The following is a 17,351-nucleotide window of genomic DNA, read 5'->3' as shown; positions in this document are numbered from 1 at the left end:
GCATTGACTTCACAGGTAGCTGACAATTCTGGAAAACTCGCGCTGCATCGCGTCGTCCGGATTTTTCGATCGCAATGCCGCTCGAATTCGCGACTCGGACGCGCCTACGAGATCGGCCGCGAAGCGAAGCAGCGTGTCGGGATCGGACGGAAGCGCTGCAGGCCGAACAATTCTTGCGCACCCGGTGATACCGAGTAATAGAAAAACATATACGTTCGGCTCGGATACCAGCCACCACGGCGCGACGACATCAGGCAATTCATCGAATCGTGCGCTTCGAATCGGATGGCGGTCGATGAGCGATAACGTGAGCCGGGAATACGCGCGACAGATATCGTCGGAAAATTCATCCAGCGACGCCTCGGCCTGGATTTCCGATATGCCTTTCAACATTTTGTGCGCGCCGCGCAGGCTGCTGAATGCGTCATTGATGCGGTGTTCAAATATAAGGACGTCCGCCGCACCCGCGTGCAGGATGAATCGCTTCGCGGCTGCGTAATAAAGTGTCGAGCAGTGGCGGATCAGCTTTGTATCCGCGGATTCGCGAATGATGCGTTCCAGGCCGTCGTCGAAGCTGACAGGCGCTTTCCAATGATCCTGCAGTGGGGGAATCGCATGACCTGCATACGTTTCGGCCGTTTCGAGCAGTGTGTCCGCGATATGGCCGACGGAGCCAAGAAATTGCGGCAACGGCGGCAAGTTCGCGCGGCGGGCAGCGGTTCGCTGAGAATCGGACCCAGAGCCGGGGACGTTTCGCGCCGCGTATCGAAGTTGCCGCGCACAATCCATCAATGCAAGGCGAACCTGACTGAGATCCTGGACGATGTGCGATGGCGTCAATGACTTGGGTTCCATGGCTGCCTCGAGACTGAAACATTTGAAGTTAAGATAGCACATTTGTTCAGTGTCATTGATCACGTTAATTTAGGGGAGGAAGCGTGCCGAGAGCCCGAACCAAGCACCGAGAAGAGGCCATCGACGAACAAAGCCCAGCGCGCAGACTGCGGCTGCGCGCGGCATGGATGTACTTCGTGGAGGAGATGACGCAACACGAGATCGCACAGAAACTCGGCATCGGTCGGGTGACGGTCGTGCGCCTGCTGGCCGCTGCGCGCGAGAGAAACGAGGTAAAAATTTCGATTGGGGATCGCCTGGTCGAATGCGTGGATCTCGAACGGCAACTCGAGGAGCGATTCGGGATCGCGGAAGCGATCGTCGTCCCGCTGTCAGCGCGAGACGCGGATGCCACCGCGCCAGTGAGCGCCGCCGCTGGCGAATATGTGTCGTCGATGGTGCGGTCGAACATGAAAATCGGCGTCGGTTGGGGGCGCACCCTTGTCAGTTCGCTGTCGTACATGGGTGAGCGTCCCGTCGAAAACGTCTCGGTGGTTTCACTGCTGGGCGGCATCATGAAAGCCCGACATTTCAACCCGGCGGAGTTCGCTTGGCGTTTCGCGACGTTGTATCAGGCGGACTGCTACCTGATGACCGCGCCGTTGGTGGTCGACAGCCCGGAGACCCGGCGCACGCTCATCGAGCGCTGCGGCCTCCGGGATATTTTCGATCTGGCGAGATCCCTGGATGCGGTCGTGCTCGGCGCTGCGGGCACTGGCCCGGAGGCTACGGCGCACCGATCGCGGTTCATCAGCGATGCTGATCGCGAATCAGTGATCAAGGCGGGTGCCGTGGGCGATCTGCTCTTCAACTTTTTCGACGCCAACGGACAACTGGTTGACCATCCCATCAACGAGCGTGTGATGTCCGTGCCGCTCGACATCGTCAAGCAAGTACCGGTGCGCGTGCTTGCAGCGGGCGGCGTCAGCAAGGTGCCGGCGCTTGGGGGCGCTCTGAGGTTATTGCGACCGTCCGTATTGATTACCGATCAATACGCCGCAGCGGACTTGCTGAAACTAGCGGACTGACCTTCGCGCGGAAAGGTCCCCGTCACCTTTCCGTACTCCGCGCTCGTCCCCACTGCCGAGAGAAGCGCGCTCTCGCACCTCCCCCATTCGCAGCGACGGCAGTGATGCTGCGCCGCATCAATTTCTGTATCAGTGCCCGCCGCTGGGTTGTCGCTCGCGTCAACGAACCCTTGGCGCGGCTCCTCCTCTTTCCGTCCCCAAATTTCCATGCGCTAGGAATAACCCTAGATGCGCTCTTTTTGCCGCTCGGTTGCTTGTACCTTTTGTGAACAAAGTGATATTGTAAAAAACAAATGTGCACTGAACGTCGCGGCGATCCATGTTGCAGACGCGGGTTAAGGGCACATGCCTGCGCAAGCGCGCGTCACTACCCAGGAGACATCGTCGATGCTCAACATCATTCCCAGCGGCCTGGCGGCCGACCTCAAAGCCCGCGCCCAATCGGGCAGACCTATCCGAATCGGCTTGATCGGCTCCGGCGAAATGGGCACGGACATCGTGACCCAGGTCCGGCAAATGGAAGGTCTCGAGATCGGCGCGATCGCGGACCTCCGTGTCGACGCCGCATGCGAAGCGGTTCGAGTCGCCAATCAGGCGGACGACGGCTATCGCGTCGTCGAGACTGGCTCGGGGATTTCGCAGGCGATCGAGGCCGGATCGATCGCCATCACGCAAGACTCGAATGCGATCTGTACCAACGATCAAATCGACGTGGTTATCGATGCGACCGGCAAACCGGCGGTGGGCGCGCAGATCGGGCTGCTGGCCATGGAGCATGGCAAGCATCTCGTGATGATGAACGTCGAAGCCGATGTGACCATTGGCGCATACCTGCGTCGTGAAGCGGAGCGGCTGGGCGTGGTGTACACGCTCGGCGCCGGCGACGAGCCGAGCTCGACGATCGAGTTGATCGATTTCGTCAGCGCGCTCGGTTATCCGATCGTCGCCGCGGGTAAGGGCAAGAACAACCCGCTGAATATCGACGCGACACCGGACGACTACATGGCGGAAGCCAAGGCGCGCAACATGAATCCGCGCATGCTGGTGGAGTTTGTCGACGGTTCGAAGACCGCGGTCGAAATGGCGGCGATCGGAAATGCGACCGGGCTGATTCCGGATGTGGCAGGCATGCACGGTCCCGCGGCCACGCTCGACCAACTGCATGAGGTGCTTTGTCCGGTGGCGGACGGCGGGATCCTCACCCAAAAGGGCGTAGTCGATTACACCATCGGAAAGGGCGTCGCGCCCGGGGTGTTCGTCGTTGCCGAACTTGCACATCCTCGCCTGCGCGAGCGCATGGCAGACCTCAAGCTCGGCAAGGGGCCGTATTACACGTTCTATCGCCCGTATCACCTGACGAGCCTCGAAGTACCGCTCAGCTGCGCGCGCGCTGTCCTGTACGGCAAAGCCGACATGCGGCCGCTCCCCGTTCCGGTGGTCGAGGTTTGCGCGGTGGCGAAGCGAGACCTGAAAGTCGGTGACCGCCTCGACGCGATCGGCGAATTCACGTACCGCGCGTGGGCCATCGCGGCGGACGACGCGCTTGCGGAGCGCGCGGTTCCATGCGGCTTGCTGGAAGGCGGCATCGTCACCCAAGCAATCCGAAAGGGCGAATTGCTGACGTACCAGAACGCCGCGGTCGACGCGAACGCACCGATTGTCAAACTGCGCCAGCGTCAGGACGAGATGGTCCGTGGCGCGCGTGCCGCCGCTTGAGGAGAGGATGATGGGATTCGTTGCAGAGAAGATCGAAGGAATGCCCGAAGTCTATCGGCACGTCTCCGCGCAAGCGTTGCGTGACGCGCTGAAGAAGATGCAACTCGTGCGTCGATTCGAGGAGAGTGCGGAACAGGCGTACATGCGCGGCCTGATTCACGGCACGATGCACCTGTCCATCGGGCAGGAAGCCTCCGCGATCGCGATGACGATGCTCCTCACCGATGAGGACTACATCACGTCGACGCATCGGGGACACGGCCACTGTATCGGCAAAGGTGCGGATCCGAAACGCATGTTCGCCGAATTCTTCGGTAAGGAGACGGGGTATTGCCGGGGGCGGGGCGGTTCGATGCACATCGCGGATGTGAGCCGCGGAAATCTCGGCGCCAACGGTATCGTGGGCGGAGGCTTGCCTATCGCGGTCGGCGCGGCGCTGTCGATCAAGAAGCGGCGCAAGGACTCGGTCGTCGTGTGTTTTTTCGGCGATGGCGCGAACAATGAAGGTGCGTTCCATGAATCGCTGAATTTCGCCGCGATCTGGAAACTGCCGGTGATTTTCGTCTGTGAAAATAACCGGTACGGCATGTCGATGTCGGTCGAACGTTCGACGGCCGTCAGTCGGATCTCGCAGCGCGCGGCTGCGTATGACATGCCCGGCGTAACTGTCGACGGCAACAGCTTCGGCGACGTGCTGACGGCGGCTGAAGGCGCGATCGAGCGTGCGCGAAAAGGCGAGGGGCCGACACTCATCGAGTGCGAGACATACCGCATTCGCGGCCACTCCAAGAGCGACCGGAACCGCTATCGCACCCGCGAAGAGATCGAGTCCTGGGGCGCAAGGGATCCCATTGCGAAATTCGAGCGGCAGTTGGTGGAACTTGGACTGATCGACGCCGCAGAGGTGCAAGTAATCCACGCGGAAGTCGAGGAAGAAATCAAGGCGGGTCTGGACTACGCGCAGAACAGCCCGGCACCGGACATCGCCGAGTTGACGCGCTATGTATATACGGAGAACGGGGGGAATGACCATGAGTGACCAGCGCGAACTGACTTACGCTCAGGCGATTCATGAGGCAATGGGCATCGCAATGGAGCGAGACGAGCGCGTGTTCCTGATGGGCGAGGATATCGGAGTCTACGGCGGTGCGTTCCAGGTGACCGGTGACCTGTTTCAGCGCTTTGGTGCGGAACGTGTCATGGACACGCCCATCGCGGAGCTGGCAGGCGCCGGCATTGCGGTCGGCGCGGCCATGACCGGCTGCCGGCCGATCTACGAATTCCAGTTTTCGGACTTCGCAACGCTTGCGATGGAACAAATCGTGAACCAGGCCGCGAAGATGCGTTACATGCTGGGCGGAGAAGTCTCGGTGCCGGTTGTGATGCGCTTTCCGGCCGGTTCGGGGACAGGTGCCGCAGCCCAGCACAGCCAGAGCCTCGAGGCATGGTTCGCGCACGTTCCTGGGTTGAAGGTGGTGCAACCCAGTACGCCCCATGACGCGAAGGGATTACTGCTTGCTGCGCTCGAGGATCCCGATCCGGTGATGATCTTCGAACACAAGCTCCTGTACAAGAGCAAGGGCATCGTGCCGGATGGCTACTATGTCGAGCCGATCGGCAAGGCCGTCGTTCGCCGCGAGGGGCGGGATGTCACGATCGTCGCGACTTCGATCATGACCGTGCGTTCGCTGGAAGCGGCAGACGCGCTGCAGCAGGAAGGCATCGACGTGGAAGTGATCGATCTGCGCAGCATCCGGCCGATCGACCGCGAGGCGATCATCGCTAGCGTACGCAAGACTTCGCGTCTGGTATGTGTGTACGAAGGTGTTCAGCAACTGGGCATAGGCGCCGAGATCGCGTCGATCGTATGCGAAAGCGACGCCTTCGATTATCTGGACGCACCGATCGTTCGGTTGGGCGGCGCGGATTGTCCGCTGCCTTACAACCCGCAGCTCGAGAAGGCTGCCGTGCCGCAGGTGCCCGACATCGTCGAGGCGGTTCGGCATATCGTCGGTCGGAGGGGCTGAGATGGCGACCGAAGTGATCCTTCCCCGCGTCGATATGGACATGACCGAGGGCACGATTACCGCCTGGTATGTCAAGGACGGCGACACGATCAGACAGGGTGAGCCGATCTTCGACATCGAGACCAGCAAGGCCACGATGGAAGTGGAGGCCCCGGAGAGCGGCACGGTTCGGCAGATTACCGCCAGCGTCGGCGATACGGTCCCCGTCGGAACCGTGATCGCATGGATCTATGCCAATGGCGAGACCGTCATCGAGCAGGACGCCGGCACAACAGCATCAGGCGTTGCCGAGCTTGACGCCGCGGCTGAACCCTCGGTTCATCGTCGCGCGGACGTCGCAGCCGCGGCATCGTCGGGCGATATCGGCGATAGCCGGATTCGCGCAACGCCCGCCGCTCGTCGGGCTGCTCGCGAAAGCGAAATCGACTTGGGCAGCCTGCAAGGATCCGGTCCGCATGGCCGGATCGTCGAAAATGACGTGCGCGCCGTCGCCGTCGGCAACGGTGGTTCACGTGAAGTGCCGGCCGGCGCGAGCCAGCAAGGCGCGCTCAATCGGGTCTGGCTGCAGCGAGGCGGCCCCGCGACGCTGGTGTTTTTGCATGGATTCGGGGCCGAGGCGAACAGCTGGCGCCCGTTCTTCAATGCATTGCGCGACGCCGGCCTTGCCAAGAATCTCGGTGTCCTGTCGATCGATTTGCCCGGACATGGAAAATCGCCGGCCGACGCTGCCGCATCGCTGGAGAAAATCGTCGACGCGATCGGCGCTACGCTGGCGGCCGAAGATGTCGCGAACTGCCATCTCGTCGGGCATTCTTTCGGCGCGGCTGTCGCGATCGCGTTGAGTGCGTCGCGCCAGGTGCGTGTGTCGTCGTTGACGCTGGCCGCACCGGCCGGGCTCGGTACCGAATGCAACGGTGCGTTCTTGCGCGGGCTGACGCAAGCTGCTGATCGAACCAGTCTTACGCCATGGCTGCGGGAATTGGTCGCGCGTCCCGGTGTGATCGATGAAGCCTTCATCGCGACGGCGGAGCAGCAATTGTCGAGTGAGGCAAAACGTGTGACGCTTGCGTCAATCGCGGAGACGTTCTTTCCGGGCGGCCGGCAGAAGATCGATCTGCGAGAAGCCATCGCGTCGCTGACGATGCCTGTTCGCGTCGTCTGGGGGGCGTCGGATAAAATCATTCCGATTACGCACGCGAACGGCCTGCCTGGCCGGATTGCGCAGCACCGCTTCGCAGACGTCGGTCATTTGCCGCACGTCGAAGCGCTGGCTGATGTGGTCGATATCGTCGGCGAGCAGCTGTCACGGTAGGCGGAGCCATTCATGAACCTGGAGCTTGACGGCAAGATCGCGCTGGTAACGGGGCTATCGTCCCCCGTCGGCGACGAGGTGGTCCGTGCGTTGCGTACCGCCGGCGCAACGGTGCTTACGCAGCCGGCACGCGTTCTCGAACTTGTGGGTGAAACGGGAGACGGTCAAGCCAATGTCGACAGTACGCTGGCGGAAATCTTCACGGCGCGGCGTGCGGTCGAACTGGTTGAACGGACCGTGCTTGAATTCGGGAGACTCGATATCGTCGTCCATAACGGCTGCGCGCGCCTGGATGCAGGAAACGATCTCGAGATTCACGAACGAGAGATCGATCACGCGTACGACGAGTGCGTCAAGGCTGCGTTTTACATCGCCCATGCCGCAGCTTTGCAGTATCGGCGAGTCAAGCGAGGCGTGATCGTCAATATCGCGCCAACTGCCGAAGCGGATTCCTGGTGCGTGCCGTGGCAGAGCGCCTGTGCCGCGGCGCTCTGTCAGCTGTCCCAAGCAATGGGGCAACGATTGAAAGGTGACGGGATCCGTGTCAATGCCGTCTGTCCAACGGTACCCTCATATGACGAGTTTCGCCGCGCCTCACATGGTGTGACGCTGCAGCCGACCCCGCTGCCGTCGATCCCGAGGCGAGATGACGGCATGTCCGCCGCAGTGCGTGCCGCTCTATTCCTGGCTTCGGAGGCGTCACACTACATTTCGGGTCTCGTGTTCCCGATCGAGGTCGATTCGGGTTTTTGTTAGAAGAATCGTTGCTGAGGGCTTCGTGTCGCGTTTTCCCGTATTTACCTGAAAATGAACAATTGTATTATTGTGATAAACATTTGTTCAAAACGGCGGCGCGAAATAACCGCCGGATTCGTCTCGTTTGTTAAAGCAGTTCGTGCGAGGGAGGAGACATGCAATGGAACTCGTTCGGTTCGGTTTACTGGCATTGGCTGTTACGTGGGCGCTGCAGCTCATCGCCGGGTGGGCCCATATGCGCTACTACCGGGACACGCTCAGAAAGACTGCGCGAACGTGGGGCGACGGCTTTCTCGGCGTGGGGACGTTCAAGCCGCGGATCGGGCGCGGCGCAGTTGCGATCGTCGTCATCGGTGACGATTGCATTGTCAGACAAGTATTGGCCATGTCTGGACTGACTGTATTCGCTCGTTTCGAGGCGCTTTCCGAATTCAATGGCGGGTCGATCGGTGAGTTTCAACACCATTTGGAGTCCTTGGCGCTTGCACCTCGTCTTAGGCACGCGCTTCACAACGCACTCGACATGGCTTGCAGAACCGCGAACGCTAACCGTCCTATCGGTGCCGTGATTGAGTAGACGAACGCCGTACAGCACGCAGGTCGCAGCACTGTTTTGATTGACGCATCTGTCGCACATCACAACTTCAACAGGAGACAACCATGAATCCGCTTGATTTTCTTACTCATGCCGCCGAGGCATTTATCGGTGTATTCAACGCAGGCGGAAAGACGTTCGTCGGCTTTGTTACGGGTATTTTGCCGACACTGATCGTGCTGCTCACCGCGGTCTACACGGTCATCGCGCTGGTGGGAGAGCAGCGGATTCAGGGATTGGCTCGTTTCCTTTCGAAGAATATCGTGACGCGATACTCGCTGTTGCCATTGCTCGCGATGTTCTTTCTGACCAATCCGATGGCCTACACGTTCGGTGTCTTCCTTGAAGAGCGTCACAAACCCGCATTCTACGACTCCGCAGTGTCCTTGTGTCACCCGATCACTGGCTTGTTTCCGCACTGCAATCCCGGCGAGCTTTTCGTCTGGCTTGGTGTGGCAGCAGGGATCACTAAGCTCGCTGAAACGCATGCCGCACCGTTTTCATTGCCGAAACTCGCGCTCTTTTACCTGGGTGTCGGCCTTTTCGTCAATCTCCTGAAAGGAGTACTGACCGAAGCGATCACCCGCATGATCGCGAAGCGAGAAGGCCTGACGCTTTGAACTCGATACGATAAAACACGAGAAATCATCTGGAGGAGAAGGAAATGGATGCGCGTACGTACAAGGCGGTTGAGGTTCGAAAAGGACCAAACGGCTGGGGCGGTCCAATCGTCATCGCACCGACGGTGGAGCGCAACAAGATCGTGGCCGTGACCGGAGGAGATATTCCGAAGGTGGCACAGCGGCTGGCGGATCTGACCGGAGCAACGGTCGTGGACGGCTTCCGCAATCCGCCGCTCGAATCGGAAATCGCGGCTGTCGTGATCGATTGCGGGGGAACCGCGCGGTGCGGCGTCTATCCGCGAAAGCGCATCCCGACCATCAATCTGAGTCCGGTCGGACAGTCGGGTCCGCTTGCGCAGTTCATTACCGAAGACATCTATGTGTCCGGCGTCGAATTGAACAGCTTGCAGTCCGTCGACGACGACGCGTCGAGCGTCGACGCGCATCACGCCGCTTTCACGAGCGGCGACACACCGCCCGCCGCAATGCCGTCGCCGGCCGAACCGCGAACCGGGGCAGGCCACGGCGGCTTTGTCGGGATGATCACGTCGGTCGGCCGCGGCATGGGCGGCGTCGTGAATGTGCTGTTCACGAGCGGACGCAAGTCTATCGATACCGTCATTCGCAATGTGCTGCCGTTCATGGCGTTCGTGACGATGTTGATCGGCGTGATCAATTCGACCGGGGTGGGAACCGGGCTCGCTCATCTGCTTTCGCCGCTGGCGGGCAATATCGTGGGGCTGGTGATCTTGTCTGCGATCTGCGGTCTTCCGTTCCTGTCGCCCGTACTCGGACCGGGCGCCGTGATCGCGCAGGTCATCGGCGCGGCAATCATCGGGCCGGCCATCGGCAATGGCACGATTCCGCCGCATATGGCGCTACCGGCGCTGTTCGCGTATGACACCCAGGTTGGCTGTGATTTCGTGCCGGTCGGGATGGCACTCGGCGAAGCGAAACCGGAGACGATTCGCGTCGGCGTGCCGGCCGTACTGATCAGTCGCCAGATCATGGGGCCGGTCTCGGTGTTGATCGCTTGGGTGGTCAGTTTTGCTCTCTAAAAACATCTTGAGGTTAGGCATGCATTACTACAAGACAATCATTTCCAGTATCGGCGAAGAAGTGGAACCCCTTCTCGAAGGTGGCGTGCTGATTTTGTATTCGGATGGTGCGCCTTCCGAACTGGCAGAGGTGTCGGTTCTTCACCGCGTAGAGCAGGCGCACAGCCACGCGCCGCGTATCGGCTCCGTGCTGCGCATCGGCGAAATTTCCGCGGTCGTGACTGCCGTGGGGCCGACGGCCTGGAACAAGGTGAGCGAACTCGGCCATGTCGTCATTACGTTCAATGGTGCGCATTCGGCAGAGCGCCCGGGAGAGATTTGCGCATCGACGGTCGATCCTGAACGGCTCTTCAAGAGCATGCAGAAAGGGACCGTCATCGAGATCGTTGACGCCTGAGTCGCACCGACGTCAACGTCGTCACCCACGGAATACGAAAAGGCATCGTCATGTTGGAAACTCAGGTTGTTGTCAAGGTACACGAGGGTCTGCACGCGCGCCCCGCGACGCAATTCGCAAAGCTTGCGAAGGAATTCAATAGCGCGCTGAGAATCGGGAGAGGCGATGCATGGGCGGACGCGAAGAGCGCCGTGAAGCTCATGTTGCTAGGTGTGAAGCAAGACGAGCAGATACTGCTCCGAGCGGACGGCGAAGACGAATGCGAGGCGGTCGACAGGTTGACGCAATTTCTGTCGAATGTCAGCGCAATCGTGCAGGGCGCCACTGCGCCGGACGGCGATCGCGGGTCCGACGGTTCAGCGACGGCTCCGCGAGCGTTCGAGCACGCGGCCGCGGCGCGATCCTCTGACGATGCCGATTCTCCGGGCGGGTTGAGAGGTGTTCCGGCGAGTGAAGGCCTGGCATTTGGCAGTGCGCTCGCGTATGTTCGTGACGAGCTTGTGGTCGATCGCCAGTTCGTGTCGGAACACGAGGTAGCAGACGAGGCCGCGCGATTCACCGCGACGCTCGAGTCCACTTTGGCTGCGATGCTCGAGCCGGGCGACGTGACGATGGGAAACGAGATCATCGAGGCGATCGCCGATGTCGCAAGGAGCGACGACTATGCGGGCTCGATTCGCGAGCTCATCGCAACGCGGTGGAGCGCGGCGGCGGCTACGCTGAAATGCGGCCAGGATCTGGCGTTCGCGTTCGAATCGATGACGGACGAGTATCTTCGCAGCCGGGCCGACGACATTCGCGGCCTGACGCGCGAGATCGCGGCCGTGCTTCTTGGCAAGCAGCAGAAGTCGCTGCGGGAACTGGACGTACCGAGCATCATCCTTGCCGAAGAGCTGTCCGCGCCGGATCTCGCGCGCGCGAACCTCGCCAATATCCTCGGAATCGTCTGCACATCGGGCAGTGCAACGTCTCATGTTGCGATTATTGCGCGCTCGCACGGCATTCCGGCAGTTCTGGGTCTGCCGATCGACAAGGACAGGCTGCGATCGGTCGCGCGTGTTTCGATTGACGGCACGACCGGGGAGGTCTGGCTCGACCATTCTGACGAGCATGAAAAGGAGCTATCGCGCCGCATCGAGGTGCAGCGCGAACAACAATCGGCGCTCCTTGCTTATCGGGACGTCGAGCCGCGCACGCGCGACGGGCGCAAGATACAGATCGCCGCGAACATGGGTTCTCTCTCGGAGCTCGACTCGGCCCTGCAAGCCGGTGCGATGGGCGTGGGGCTATTCCGTACCGAGCTTTTGTTCATGGACCACCTGCGGGTGCCCACGGAGGACGAGCAATACGAAGTTTATGCCACGCTCGCACAGCGCTTTCACCCGTGGCCGGTCATCATTCGGACGCTCGATGCTGGCGGCGACAAGCCGTTGCCGGGCATTCGCTTCCCGAAGGAGGAGAATCCATTTCTGGGGTGGCGAGGCATCCGGATGTGTCTTGACAGCCCTGAAGTGTTCGAGCCGCAACTGCGAGCGCTACTGCGTGCCACCACGCACGGGAACATCTGCGTGATGCTGCCGATGGTCGACGATGTCGACGAGGTTCGCCGCACGAAGGCGATCATCGAGCGCATCGCTGCGGAACTGACCGAAGCGCGGGTGCCGTTTGCGGTTCCGAAGCTCGGCATCATGATCGAGACGCCGGCTGCGGTTCTCACTGCCGATCTGCTGGCGCAGGAAGTCGAGTTCTTCTCGATCGGCACCAACGACCTTACGCAATACATCATGGCCGTCGATCGCATGAATCCCAGCCTTGCCTCGCTCTACAGGACCGAGCACCCGGCTGTCATTCAGGCGATCAAGATGGTATGCGACGCGGCGAAGCGGGCGCACATCAGTGTCGGCGTGTGCGGTGAAGCTGCGTCTCGGCCAAACATGATTCCGGTGTTCGTGAACCTCGGGGTCGACGAACTCAGTATGAGTCCCAACTCGGTACTGCGCGCAAAGAAACTCGTGACGGAAATCTGATTTCCGATCGGGAAACGACAGGGGCGTGGCATCGACGATCCACAAGATTCGTATTTGCCACTGCTTCGCGGGCCCGGCTTGATACACGGAGTGGCGGGCGACCTGTCTCTCCGCGCGGGTATCCGGCCTTGTTGGGCTATTTCACCATGCCTCCCGAGCTGCTTACCGGCCGACACGGCGCGATTCAAGGAGGCGATTTTGCCGGATGGAACTGCCGTCCGGTCTTCACGAACACGCGCAGCCTTCACACCCGAAAGCCGTTCGAGCTTTCTGCGAAATTGCCTGGTTTCCTTCCACGGCTCGTCCAGTCGGGCGTCTGCATCAAGAATACGTGATGAGCCGCGAGGCTGCTCGTCGCGCTGAATCGGTTCTCCGGCGTCCGGCGCGTGCGGTCTGCCCCCAACTGCGTTTCACCCATGCATACCGGGCGATGTCCGTGTGATCCCTGATCATCACTTTTCCTTATATTACCTGCCGGACGGTTGCCATCGCTACAGCCCTGTCTGACAGCGGGTGACGGCATGCGCAACAGATACGCGGCGATTGCGACGAGCGGCGTGGCCAAGTTTCGGACGCAGTGCAGGCCTACTGTCGCATTGATAAATTTTGGCGATCAGCGCAAATCGCGAATCGCAATTGGACCGCTTCAATTTGGAGGTGGACGATCGTTTCACTTGTCGTGAACAAAAAGCTTCTTGAAGCGAAATCGTGAGACAAATGTAGCGAAATAAACCGACAAATACCAGTCGCTGCTGCATTTTCAGGTGTTTTCGTACGGCGAAGATTCACATAATGACGGAGGTGTGACGGAGATGGAGATGAACATGCAAGAGATTCGCATAAGCGAATCTGCACCCAAAAAGTTGTCCGGAAACATGGGGCCGATCGGCCTGGCGCTGATGGTGCTCGCGTTCTCGGCACCTTTGACAACGGTGTCCGGTTACATCCCGTTCGCGCTGATGTTCGGAGGCGTCAGCAGTCCGATCCTGTTCGTCGTCGTCACGATCGTTCTGCTGTTCTTTTCCGTCGGCTACGTGACGCTCAACAACATCGTCAAGCGCCCGGGCGACTTCTATGCGTTCGTCAGTTTCGGCATCGGGAAGTCGACAGGCCTCGGTTCGGGCATCCTCGCGGCGGTGTCGTATTTTCTGCTACTCGCCGGGGTGACGTCGTTCTTCGGCGTGTCCTGTTCCGATCTCCTTCATGAAACGACCGGCGCCGTGCTCCCGTGGTACATCCCGACGATCGCATGCTGGATGGCCTGCGGGATCCTCAGCTACCTGCATGTCGAGTTGTCGGCGAAGGTGCTGACGTGGATCATGCTGCTCGAGATCGCGGTATGTCTCATCTTCTCGTTCTTCGTGCTGGCGAAGGGCGGGGCGGCGGACATCTCGGCAACCGCGCCGTTTGCGCCGAGCCAGCTGTCGAAGAGCGCGAGCGTGCCGTTCTCGGTGCTATTCATCGTCGGCTTCTTCATGGGATTCGAGGCGACCGCGCTGTTCCGGGATGAAGTCCGGATGCCCGACCGGACGATTCCGGTAGCCACGTATGGTGCGGTCATCTTCATCGGCGTCGTCTATACCATTTGTGCGTATGCGCTGATCATGGCCTATGGGTCGCATGTCCAGGACATCGCTACCAAGACACCTGCCGCAATGTTTCCCGACGCATTTTCGAAGTTCGTCAGCGGCCGTCTCCATGTCGTGATCTCGTTGCTGGTGCTGACGTCGGCGTTCGCATCGGCGCTGTCCACGCAGAACGTGCTCGCCCGCTACATGCACAACCTCGGCACCGACGGCGCGCTGCCACGATTCCTCGGCAAGGTTCATTCGAAGCACGAGTCGCCCTATCTCGCGTCGATCACGGTGTCGGTGATGGTGCTCTGCGTGCTGATCCCCTTCATTGCGATGGGTGCCAAGCCGGATCTGCTCTACGGGCAACTCTCCGGCGTCGGTACGTCGGGGATTGTCGTTCTGATGGCGATCGTCAGCATCTCGTCGCTGGTGTGGTACGGACGGAGCGGTAGGCACCAGGGCGTCAGCTTTTTCAAGTCGGCGGTTGCACCTGCGATTTCCTCGGTGTTCTTCATCGCGCTCGTCGTGCTGATTGCGCAGCACTTCGATGTCCTGGCCGGTGGTGATCCGGGGCAGTACGTGTGGATGTTCTACTGCCTGATTGGCGTGCTGTTCGTCGGCATCGCGCTGGCTCAATACTTCAAGTACCTGCGCCCGGAGATTTTCGAAAGACTTGGCCGCAGCCATAAGGACTGAATCGTTGAACGACCGGGGCGGACATGTTCCGCCCCATCCTGGGTCGTTTCTCCTTTGATCCCGAGAAATTTTCGGGATCTTTTTTATTTTCCGGCTCGTTGTTCCCAATGCGTCGGCCTGCCTGTAACGGCCAACGCAGAGACGTCACGACCGGCTTCTCATCATCCGTTCATCCAGAAGATGTCCGATCGATCGGACGCATCCCAAACCATGGTCGTCGAGACTGCAAACGAAAACAACAAACGGGCTGCAACACGCGCATCGTTCTTTCTCGCTGGAATCAGCGTCGCGACGTGGGCGCCTCTGGTGCCTTATGCGAAGGCGCGGCTTGACGTCGACGAAGCGAAATTCGGCTTCCTACTGCTGTTCCTGGGAATCGGTGCCATCGGATGCATGCCGCTCTGTCAGCGCGCGGTCGAGCAATTCGGTTGCCGCAAGGTCATCGGCGCAGGCGCCGCGATGATTTGCGCATCGCTGCCGCTCCTGGCGACGCTTTCCGGCATGCCGGCGATGGCGGTCACGCTGTTGATCTTTGGAGCCGGTCTAGGATTCGTCGACGTGGCGATGAACATCCAGGCCGCGCTCATCGAGCGGCAAAGCGGCGAGCAACTGATGTCCGGCTTCCACGGCCTGTTCAGCGTCGGCGGAATCGCGGGCTCGCTGGTCGGCGGATCGCTGTTGTCGGCCGGCGCGAATCCGCTTGGGGTAGCGGGTGCGATGGTGGCAGTCATCGCCGCGCTCATGTTTCGCTATGCGCGATACCTGGAGTCGGCAGGACCGGGCGAGCGAACGGCCTCCGTGTTGATCCTGCCGCAGGGGATTGTGGTTTTGATGGGGGCCATTGCGATCGGCTGCTTTCTCGTCGAAGGGGCGATGCTCGACTGGAGTGCGCTGTTCCTGACATCCGTGAAGTCTTATGCGCAGGATCGCGCGGGCTTCGGCTATACCGCGTTTGCGACGACGATGGCAATCGGTCGCCTCTTCGGCGACATGTTGATTACCCGTCTTGGCTCGCGTGTGGTGATCATATCGGGCGGGATCGTCGGCGCGGTCGGGATGTGTATCGCAATCGCGTCGCCGTCGGGCATGAGTGCGATCATCGGATTTGCGATATGCGGGATCGGGTGCGCGAATATCGTACCGATCCTGTTTGCATCTGCCGGGCGGCAAAAGGCCATGGACCCGTCGGCAGCCATTTCATCGATCACGACATTGGGCTATGGCGGCAATCTCGTCGGACCGGCAGTCGTCGGCTTCTTTGCACATGCCATCGGTTTGCATCTCGCGTTTGCGCTGCTCGCGGTGCTCCTTCTGCTCGCTGCGTTCGGTGGCCGGAAGATCGATTCCTGACCTGCGCGCCGGCGAAGAGGGAAGTCCACGCGATTCAGCGGACCGGTCGTAACGGCATTCTGTCGTCGTGCTTTTCATCTGTTGGGTCATGGCTTCGGTCGGTGCGTCGGGACCTGTCCCCGCGTGGGCGAGGATGGTGTCTGGCCTGTCGATCGTGCGTTCGACGCTTGTCACCAATCGATTACGAATTCCGATCAGTGATCATTTTTGTTCTTCATTGGATTGAATCAGTCGAGGTTGATGTAATGCGCTGACGTCTTTCACCGTGAGCGAATGCCATGACAGATCTCTCATCCGGCGATTTCTCGGTCGCCGACATCGAAGCCGCCTATGTGCGCATCCTGCCGTTCGTCGTGCGAACGCCTCTGCTCGAGAGCGATGCGCTCAACCGCGCGGCGGGGGCCCGTGTGCTCGTGAAGGCGGAAAGCCTTCAGAAGACGGGTTCCTTCAAGTTCCGGGGCGCATGCAATCGCGTGCTGCAAATTCCGGCTGCACTGCGGCCACGAGGCGTCGTCGCATTCTCGTCGGGAAATCACGCGCTCGCGATCTCGGCGGTTTGCGCGCGGTTCGGCATGCCGGCCACCATCATCATGCCGGCGGATGCGCCCAAGGCAAAAATCGAAGGTGCGCGGGCCTACGGTGCAACCGTACGTCTCTATGACCGACAAACGGACGACCGGGAAGCAATCGGCAGGGACATCGCGGAGCGCACAGGCGCAGTGATCGTTCCCCCCTACGACGATCGCCAGGTGATGGCCGGCCAGGGCACCGTCGGTCTCGAGATCGTGCAGCAAACGCAAGCCATCTCCGTGGTCCCGGATGTGGTTCTTGCGGCCGCCAGCGGCGGCGGTCTGGTCGCTGGGGTCGCGACGGCGATCAGCGCGTACTGCCGGCAAGCGCGCCTCTACGCTGTCGAGCCGAAGGGGTTCGACGATCACGCACGATCGCTTGCGAAGGGGGAGCAAGTTGCCAATGGCGTGGGCGCCAGGTCCATCTGCGATTCCCTGCAGGTCGCATCTCCCGGCAAGCTGACGTTCCCGATCAACAAGAGGCTGCTGGCCGGGAGTCTCGTCGTCGACGATGACGAGGTACGTCGGGCGATGCGCGTGGCGTTCGAGACACTGAAGCTCGTCGTGGAGCCCGGTGGCGCAGTGCCGCTCGCGGCGGTACTTGCCGGGAAGCTCGACGTAGCCGGAAAGACCGTCGTGCTGGTACTGAGCGGCGGTAACGTGGACCACGACATCTTCGTCAGTGCGTTGGCCTGACCAACCGGCATTCATTTACCCGGAGCGCATTCC

The 17,351-nt window shown here is 60.7% G+C and carries 15 protein-coding genes; 14 read left to right on the top strand and 1 reads right to left on the bottom strand.

From position 1 onward, the window contains the following. Positions 1-9 precede the first annotated feature (9 nt). Entirely contained in the window at positions 10-855 is an 846-nt protein-coding gene (locus tag J7024_RS14835; RefSeq protein ID WP_234745179.1) for a hypothetical protein, read from the bottom strand. 185 nt (positions 856-1,040) lie between these two features. On the opposite strand from J7024_RS14835, the gene J7024_RS14830 reads away from it, so the two are divergent. From J7024_RS14830 to J7024_RS14765, 14 genes are all read left to right on the top strand, one after another. Further along, positions 1,041-1,922, top strand: a complete 882-nt coding sequence (locus J7024_RS14830; protein ID WP_226238130.1) for a sugar-binding transcriptional regulator — start codon at positions 1,041-1,043, stop codon at positions 1,920-1,922. Positions 1,923-2,309: 387 nt separating this feature from the next. Then, positions 2,310-3,638, top strand: a complete 1,329-nt coding sequence (locus J7024_RS14825) for an NAD(P)H-dependent oxidoreductase (RefSeq protein WP_050011230.1) — start codon at positions 2,310-2,312, stop codon at positions 3,636-3,638. Between the two features lie 10 nt (positions 3,639-3,648). Beyond that, on the top strand, positions 3,649-4,677 hold the full coding sequence (locus J7024_RS14820; RefSeq protein ID WP_234745178.1) for a thiamine pyrophosphate-dependent dehydrogenase E1 component subunit alpha: 1,029 nt from the start codon (positions 3,649-3,651) through the stop codon (positions 4,675-4,677). Next, positions 4,664-5,665: an alpha-ketoacid dehydrogenase subunit beta gene (locus tag J7024_RS14815; RefSeq protein WP_282972217.1), complete on the top strand. Its 1,002-nt coding sequence runs from the start codon at positions 4,664-4,666 to the stop codon at positions 5,663-5,665. Before J7024_RS14820 ends, J7024_RS14815 begins: the two co-directional genes overlap by 14 nt. Before the next feature lies 1 nt (position 5,666). Further along, positions 5,667-6,977, top strand: a complete 1,311-nt coding sequence (locus tag J7024_RS14810; protein WP_212061788.1) for an acetoin dehydrogenase dihydrolipoyllysine-residue acetyltransferase subunit — start codon at positions 5,667-5,669, stop codon at positions 6,975-6,977. Positions 6,978-6,989: 12 nt separating this feature from the next. Then, positions 6,990-7,733 (top strand): SDR family NAD(P)-dependent oxidoreductase, encoded by a 744-nt coding sequence (locus J7024_RS14805; RefSeq protein WP_212061790.1) that lies wholly within the window; start codon positions 6,990-6,992, stop codon positions 7,731-7,733. A 160-nt stretch (positions 7,734-7,893) separates the two neighbouring features. Continuing rightward, positions 7,894-8,310, top strand: a complete 417-nt coding sequence (locus J7024_RS14800) for a transcriptional regulator GutM (protein ID WP_212061792.1) — start codon at positions 7,894-7,896, stop codon at positions 8,308-8,310. A gap of 83 nt (positions 8,311-8,393) precedes the next feature. Next, entirely contained in the window at positions 8,394-8,948 is a 555-nt protein-coding gene (gene srlA, locus J7024_RS14795) for a PTS glucitol/sorbitol transporter subunit IIC (protein ID WP_212061800.1), read from the top strand. Between the two features lie 44 nt (positions 8,949-8,992). After that, on the top strand, positions 8,993-10,009 hold the full coding sequence (gene srlE / locus J7024_RS14790) for a PTS glucitol/sorbitol transporter subunit IIB (RefSeq protein WP_212061802.1): 1,017 nt from the start codon (positions 8,993-8,995) through the stop codon (positions 10,007-10,009). Positions 10,010-10,028: 19 nt separating this feature from the next. Beyond that, positions 10,029-10,406 (top strand): PTS glucitol/sorbitol transporter subunit IIA, encoded by a 378-nt coding sequence (locus tag J7024_RS14785; RefSeq protein ID WP_212061804.1) that lies wholly within the window; start codon positions 10,029-10,031, stop codon positions 10,404-10,406. A gap of 50 nt (positions 10,407-10,456) precedes the next feature. Further along, positions 10,457-12,433, top strand: coding sequence for a phosphoenolpyruvate--protein phosphotransferase (ptsP, locus tag J7024_RS14780; RefSeq protein WP_212061806.1), 1,977 nt, complete (start codon positions 10,457-10,459; stop codon positions 12,431-12,433). An 875-nt stretch (positions 12,434-13,308) separates the two neighbouring features. Beyond that, positions 13,309-14,703, top strand: coding sequence for an APC family permease (locus J7024_RS14775; protein ID WP_234745177.1), 1,395 nt, complete (start codon positions 13,309-13,311; stop codon positions 14,701-14,703). A gap of 210 nt (positions 14,704-14,913) precedes the next feature. Then, on the top strand, positions 14,914-16,053 hold the full coding sequence (locus tag J7024_RS14770) for an MFS transporter (protein ID WP_212061813.1): 1,140 nt from the start codon (positions 14,914-14,916) through the stop codon (positions 16,051-16,053). Positions 16,054-16,331: 278 nt separating this feature from the next. Next, positions 16,332-17,318: a threonine ammonia-lyase gene (locus J7024_RS14765; RefSeq protein WP_212061814.1), complete on the top strand. Its 987-nt coding sequence runs from the start codon at positions 16,332-16,334 to the stop codon at positions 17,316-17,318. Positions 17,319-17,351 lie beyond the last annotated feature (33 nt).

Origin of the sequence: Burkholderia sp. WTPI3 (genome assembly GCF_021483755.1) — a bacterium.
GTDB lineage: Bacteria > Pseudomonadota > Gammaproteobacteria > Burkholderiales > Burkholderiaceae > Burkholderia.
Note: the sequence above shows the minus strand (reverse complement) of the source record. Positions and strands in the feature narration are given on the sequence as shown.

Bases quoted from the DNA above. Each gene is read 5' to 3' on its own strand.
- J7024_RS14770 (WP_212061813.1), top strand. From the start codon at position 14,914: ATGGTCGTCGAGACTGCAAACGAAAACAACAAACGGGCTGCAACACGC.
- J7024_RS14830 (WP_226238130.1), top strand. From the start codon at position 1,041: ATGACGCAACACGAGATCGCACAGAAACTCGGCATCGGTCGGGTGACG.
- ptsP (WP_212061806.1), top strand. From the start codon at position 10,457: ATGTTGGAAACTCAGGTTGTTGTCAAGGTACACGAGGGTCTGCACGCG.
- J7024_RS14800 (WP_212061792.1), top strand. From the start codon at position 7,894: ATGGAACTCGTTCGGTTCGGTTTACTGGCATTGGCTGTTACGTGGGCG.
- J7024_RS14820 (WP_234745178.1), top strand. From the start codon at position 3,649: ATGGGATTCGTTGCAGAGAAGATCGAAGGAATGCCCGAAGTCTATCGG.
- J7024_RS14785 (WP_212061804.1), top strand. From the start codon at position 10,029: ATGCATTACTACAAGACAATCATTTCCAGTATCGGCGAAGAAGTGGAA.
- J7024_RS14805 (WP_212061790.1), top strand. From the start codon at position 6,990: ATGAACCTGGAGCTTGACGGCAAGATCGCGCTGGTAACGGGGCTATCG.
- J7024_RS14810 (WP_212061788.1), top strand. From the start codon at position 5,667: ATGGCGACCGAAGTGATCCTTCCCCGCGTCGATATGGACATGACCGAG.
- J7024_RS14835 (WP_234745179.1), bottom strand. From the start codon at position 855: ATGGAACCCAAGTCATTGACGCCATCGCACATCGTCCAGGATCTCAGT.
- J7024_RS14775 (WP_234745177.1), top strand. From the start codon at position 13,309: ATGGGGCCGATCGGCCTGGCGCTGATGGTGCTCGCGTTCTCGGCACCT.
- srlA (WP_212061800.1), top strand. From the start codon at position 8,394: ATGAATCCGCTTGATTTTCTTACTCATGCCGCCGAGGCATTTATCGGT.
- J7024_RS14825 (WP_050011230.1), top strand. From the start codon at position 2,310: ATGCTCAACATCATTCCCAGCGGCCTGGCGGCCGACCTCAAAGCCCGC.
- J7024_RS14815 (WP_282972217.1), top strand. From the start codon at position 4,664: ATGACCATGAGTGACCAGCGCGAACTGACTTACGCTCAGGCGATTCAT.
- J7024_RS14765 (WP_212061814.1), top strand. From the start codon at position 16,332: ATGACAGATCTCTCATCCGGCGATTTCTCGGTCGCCGACATCGAAGCC.
- srlE (WP_212061802.1), top strand. From the start codon at position 8,993: ATGGATGCGCGTACGTACAAGGCGGTTGAGGTTCGAAAAGGACCAAAC.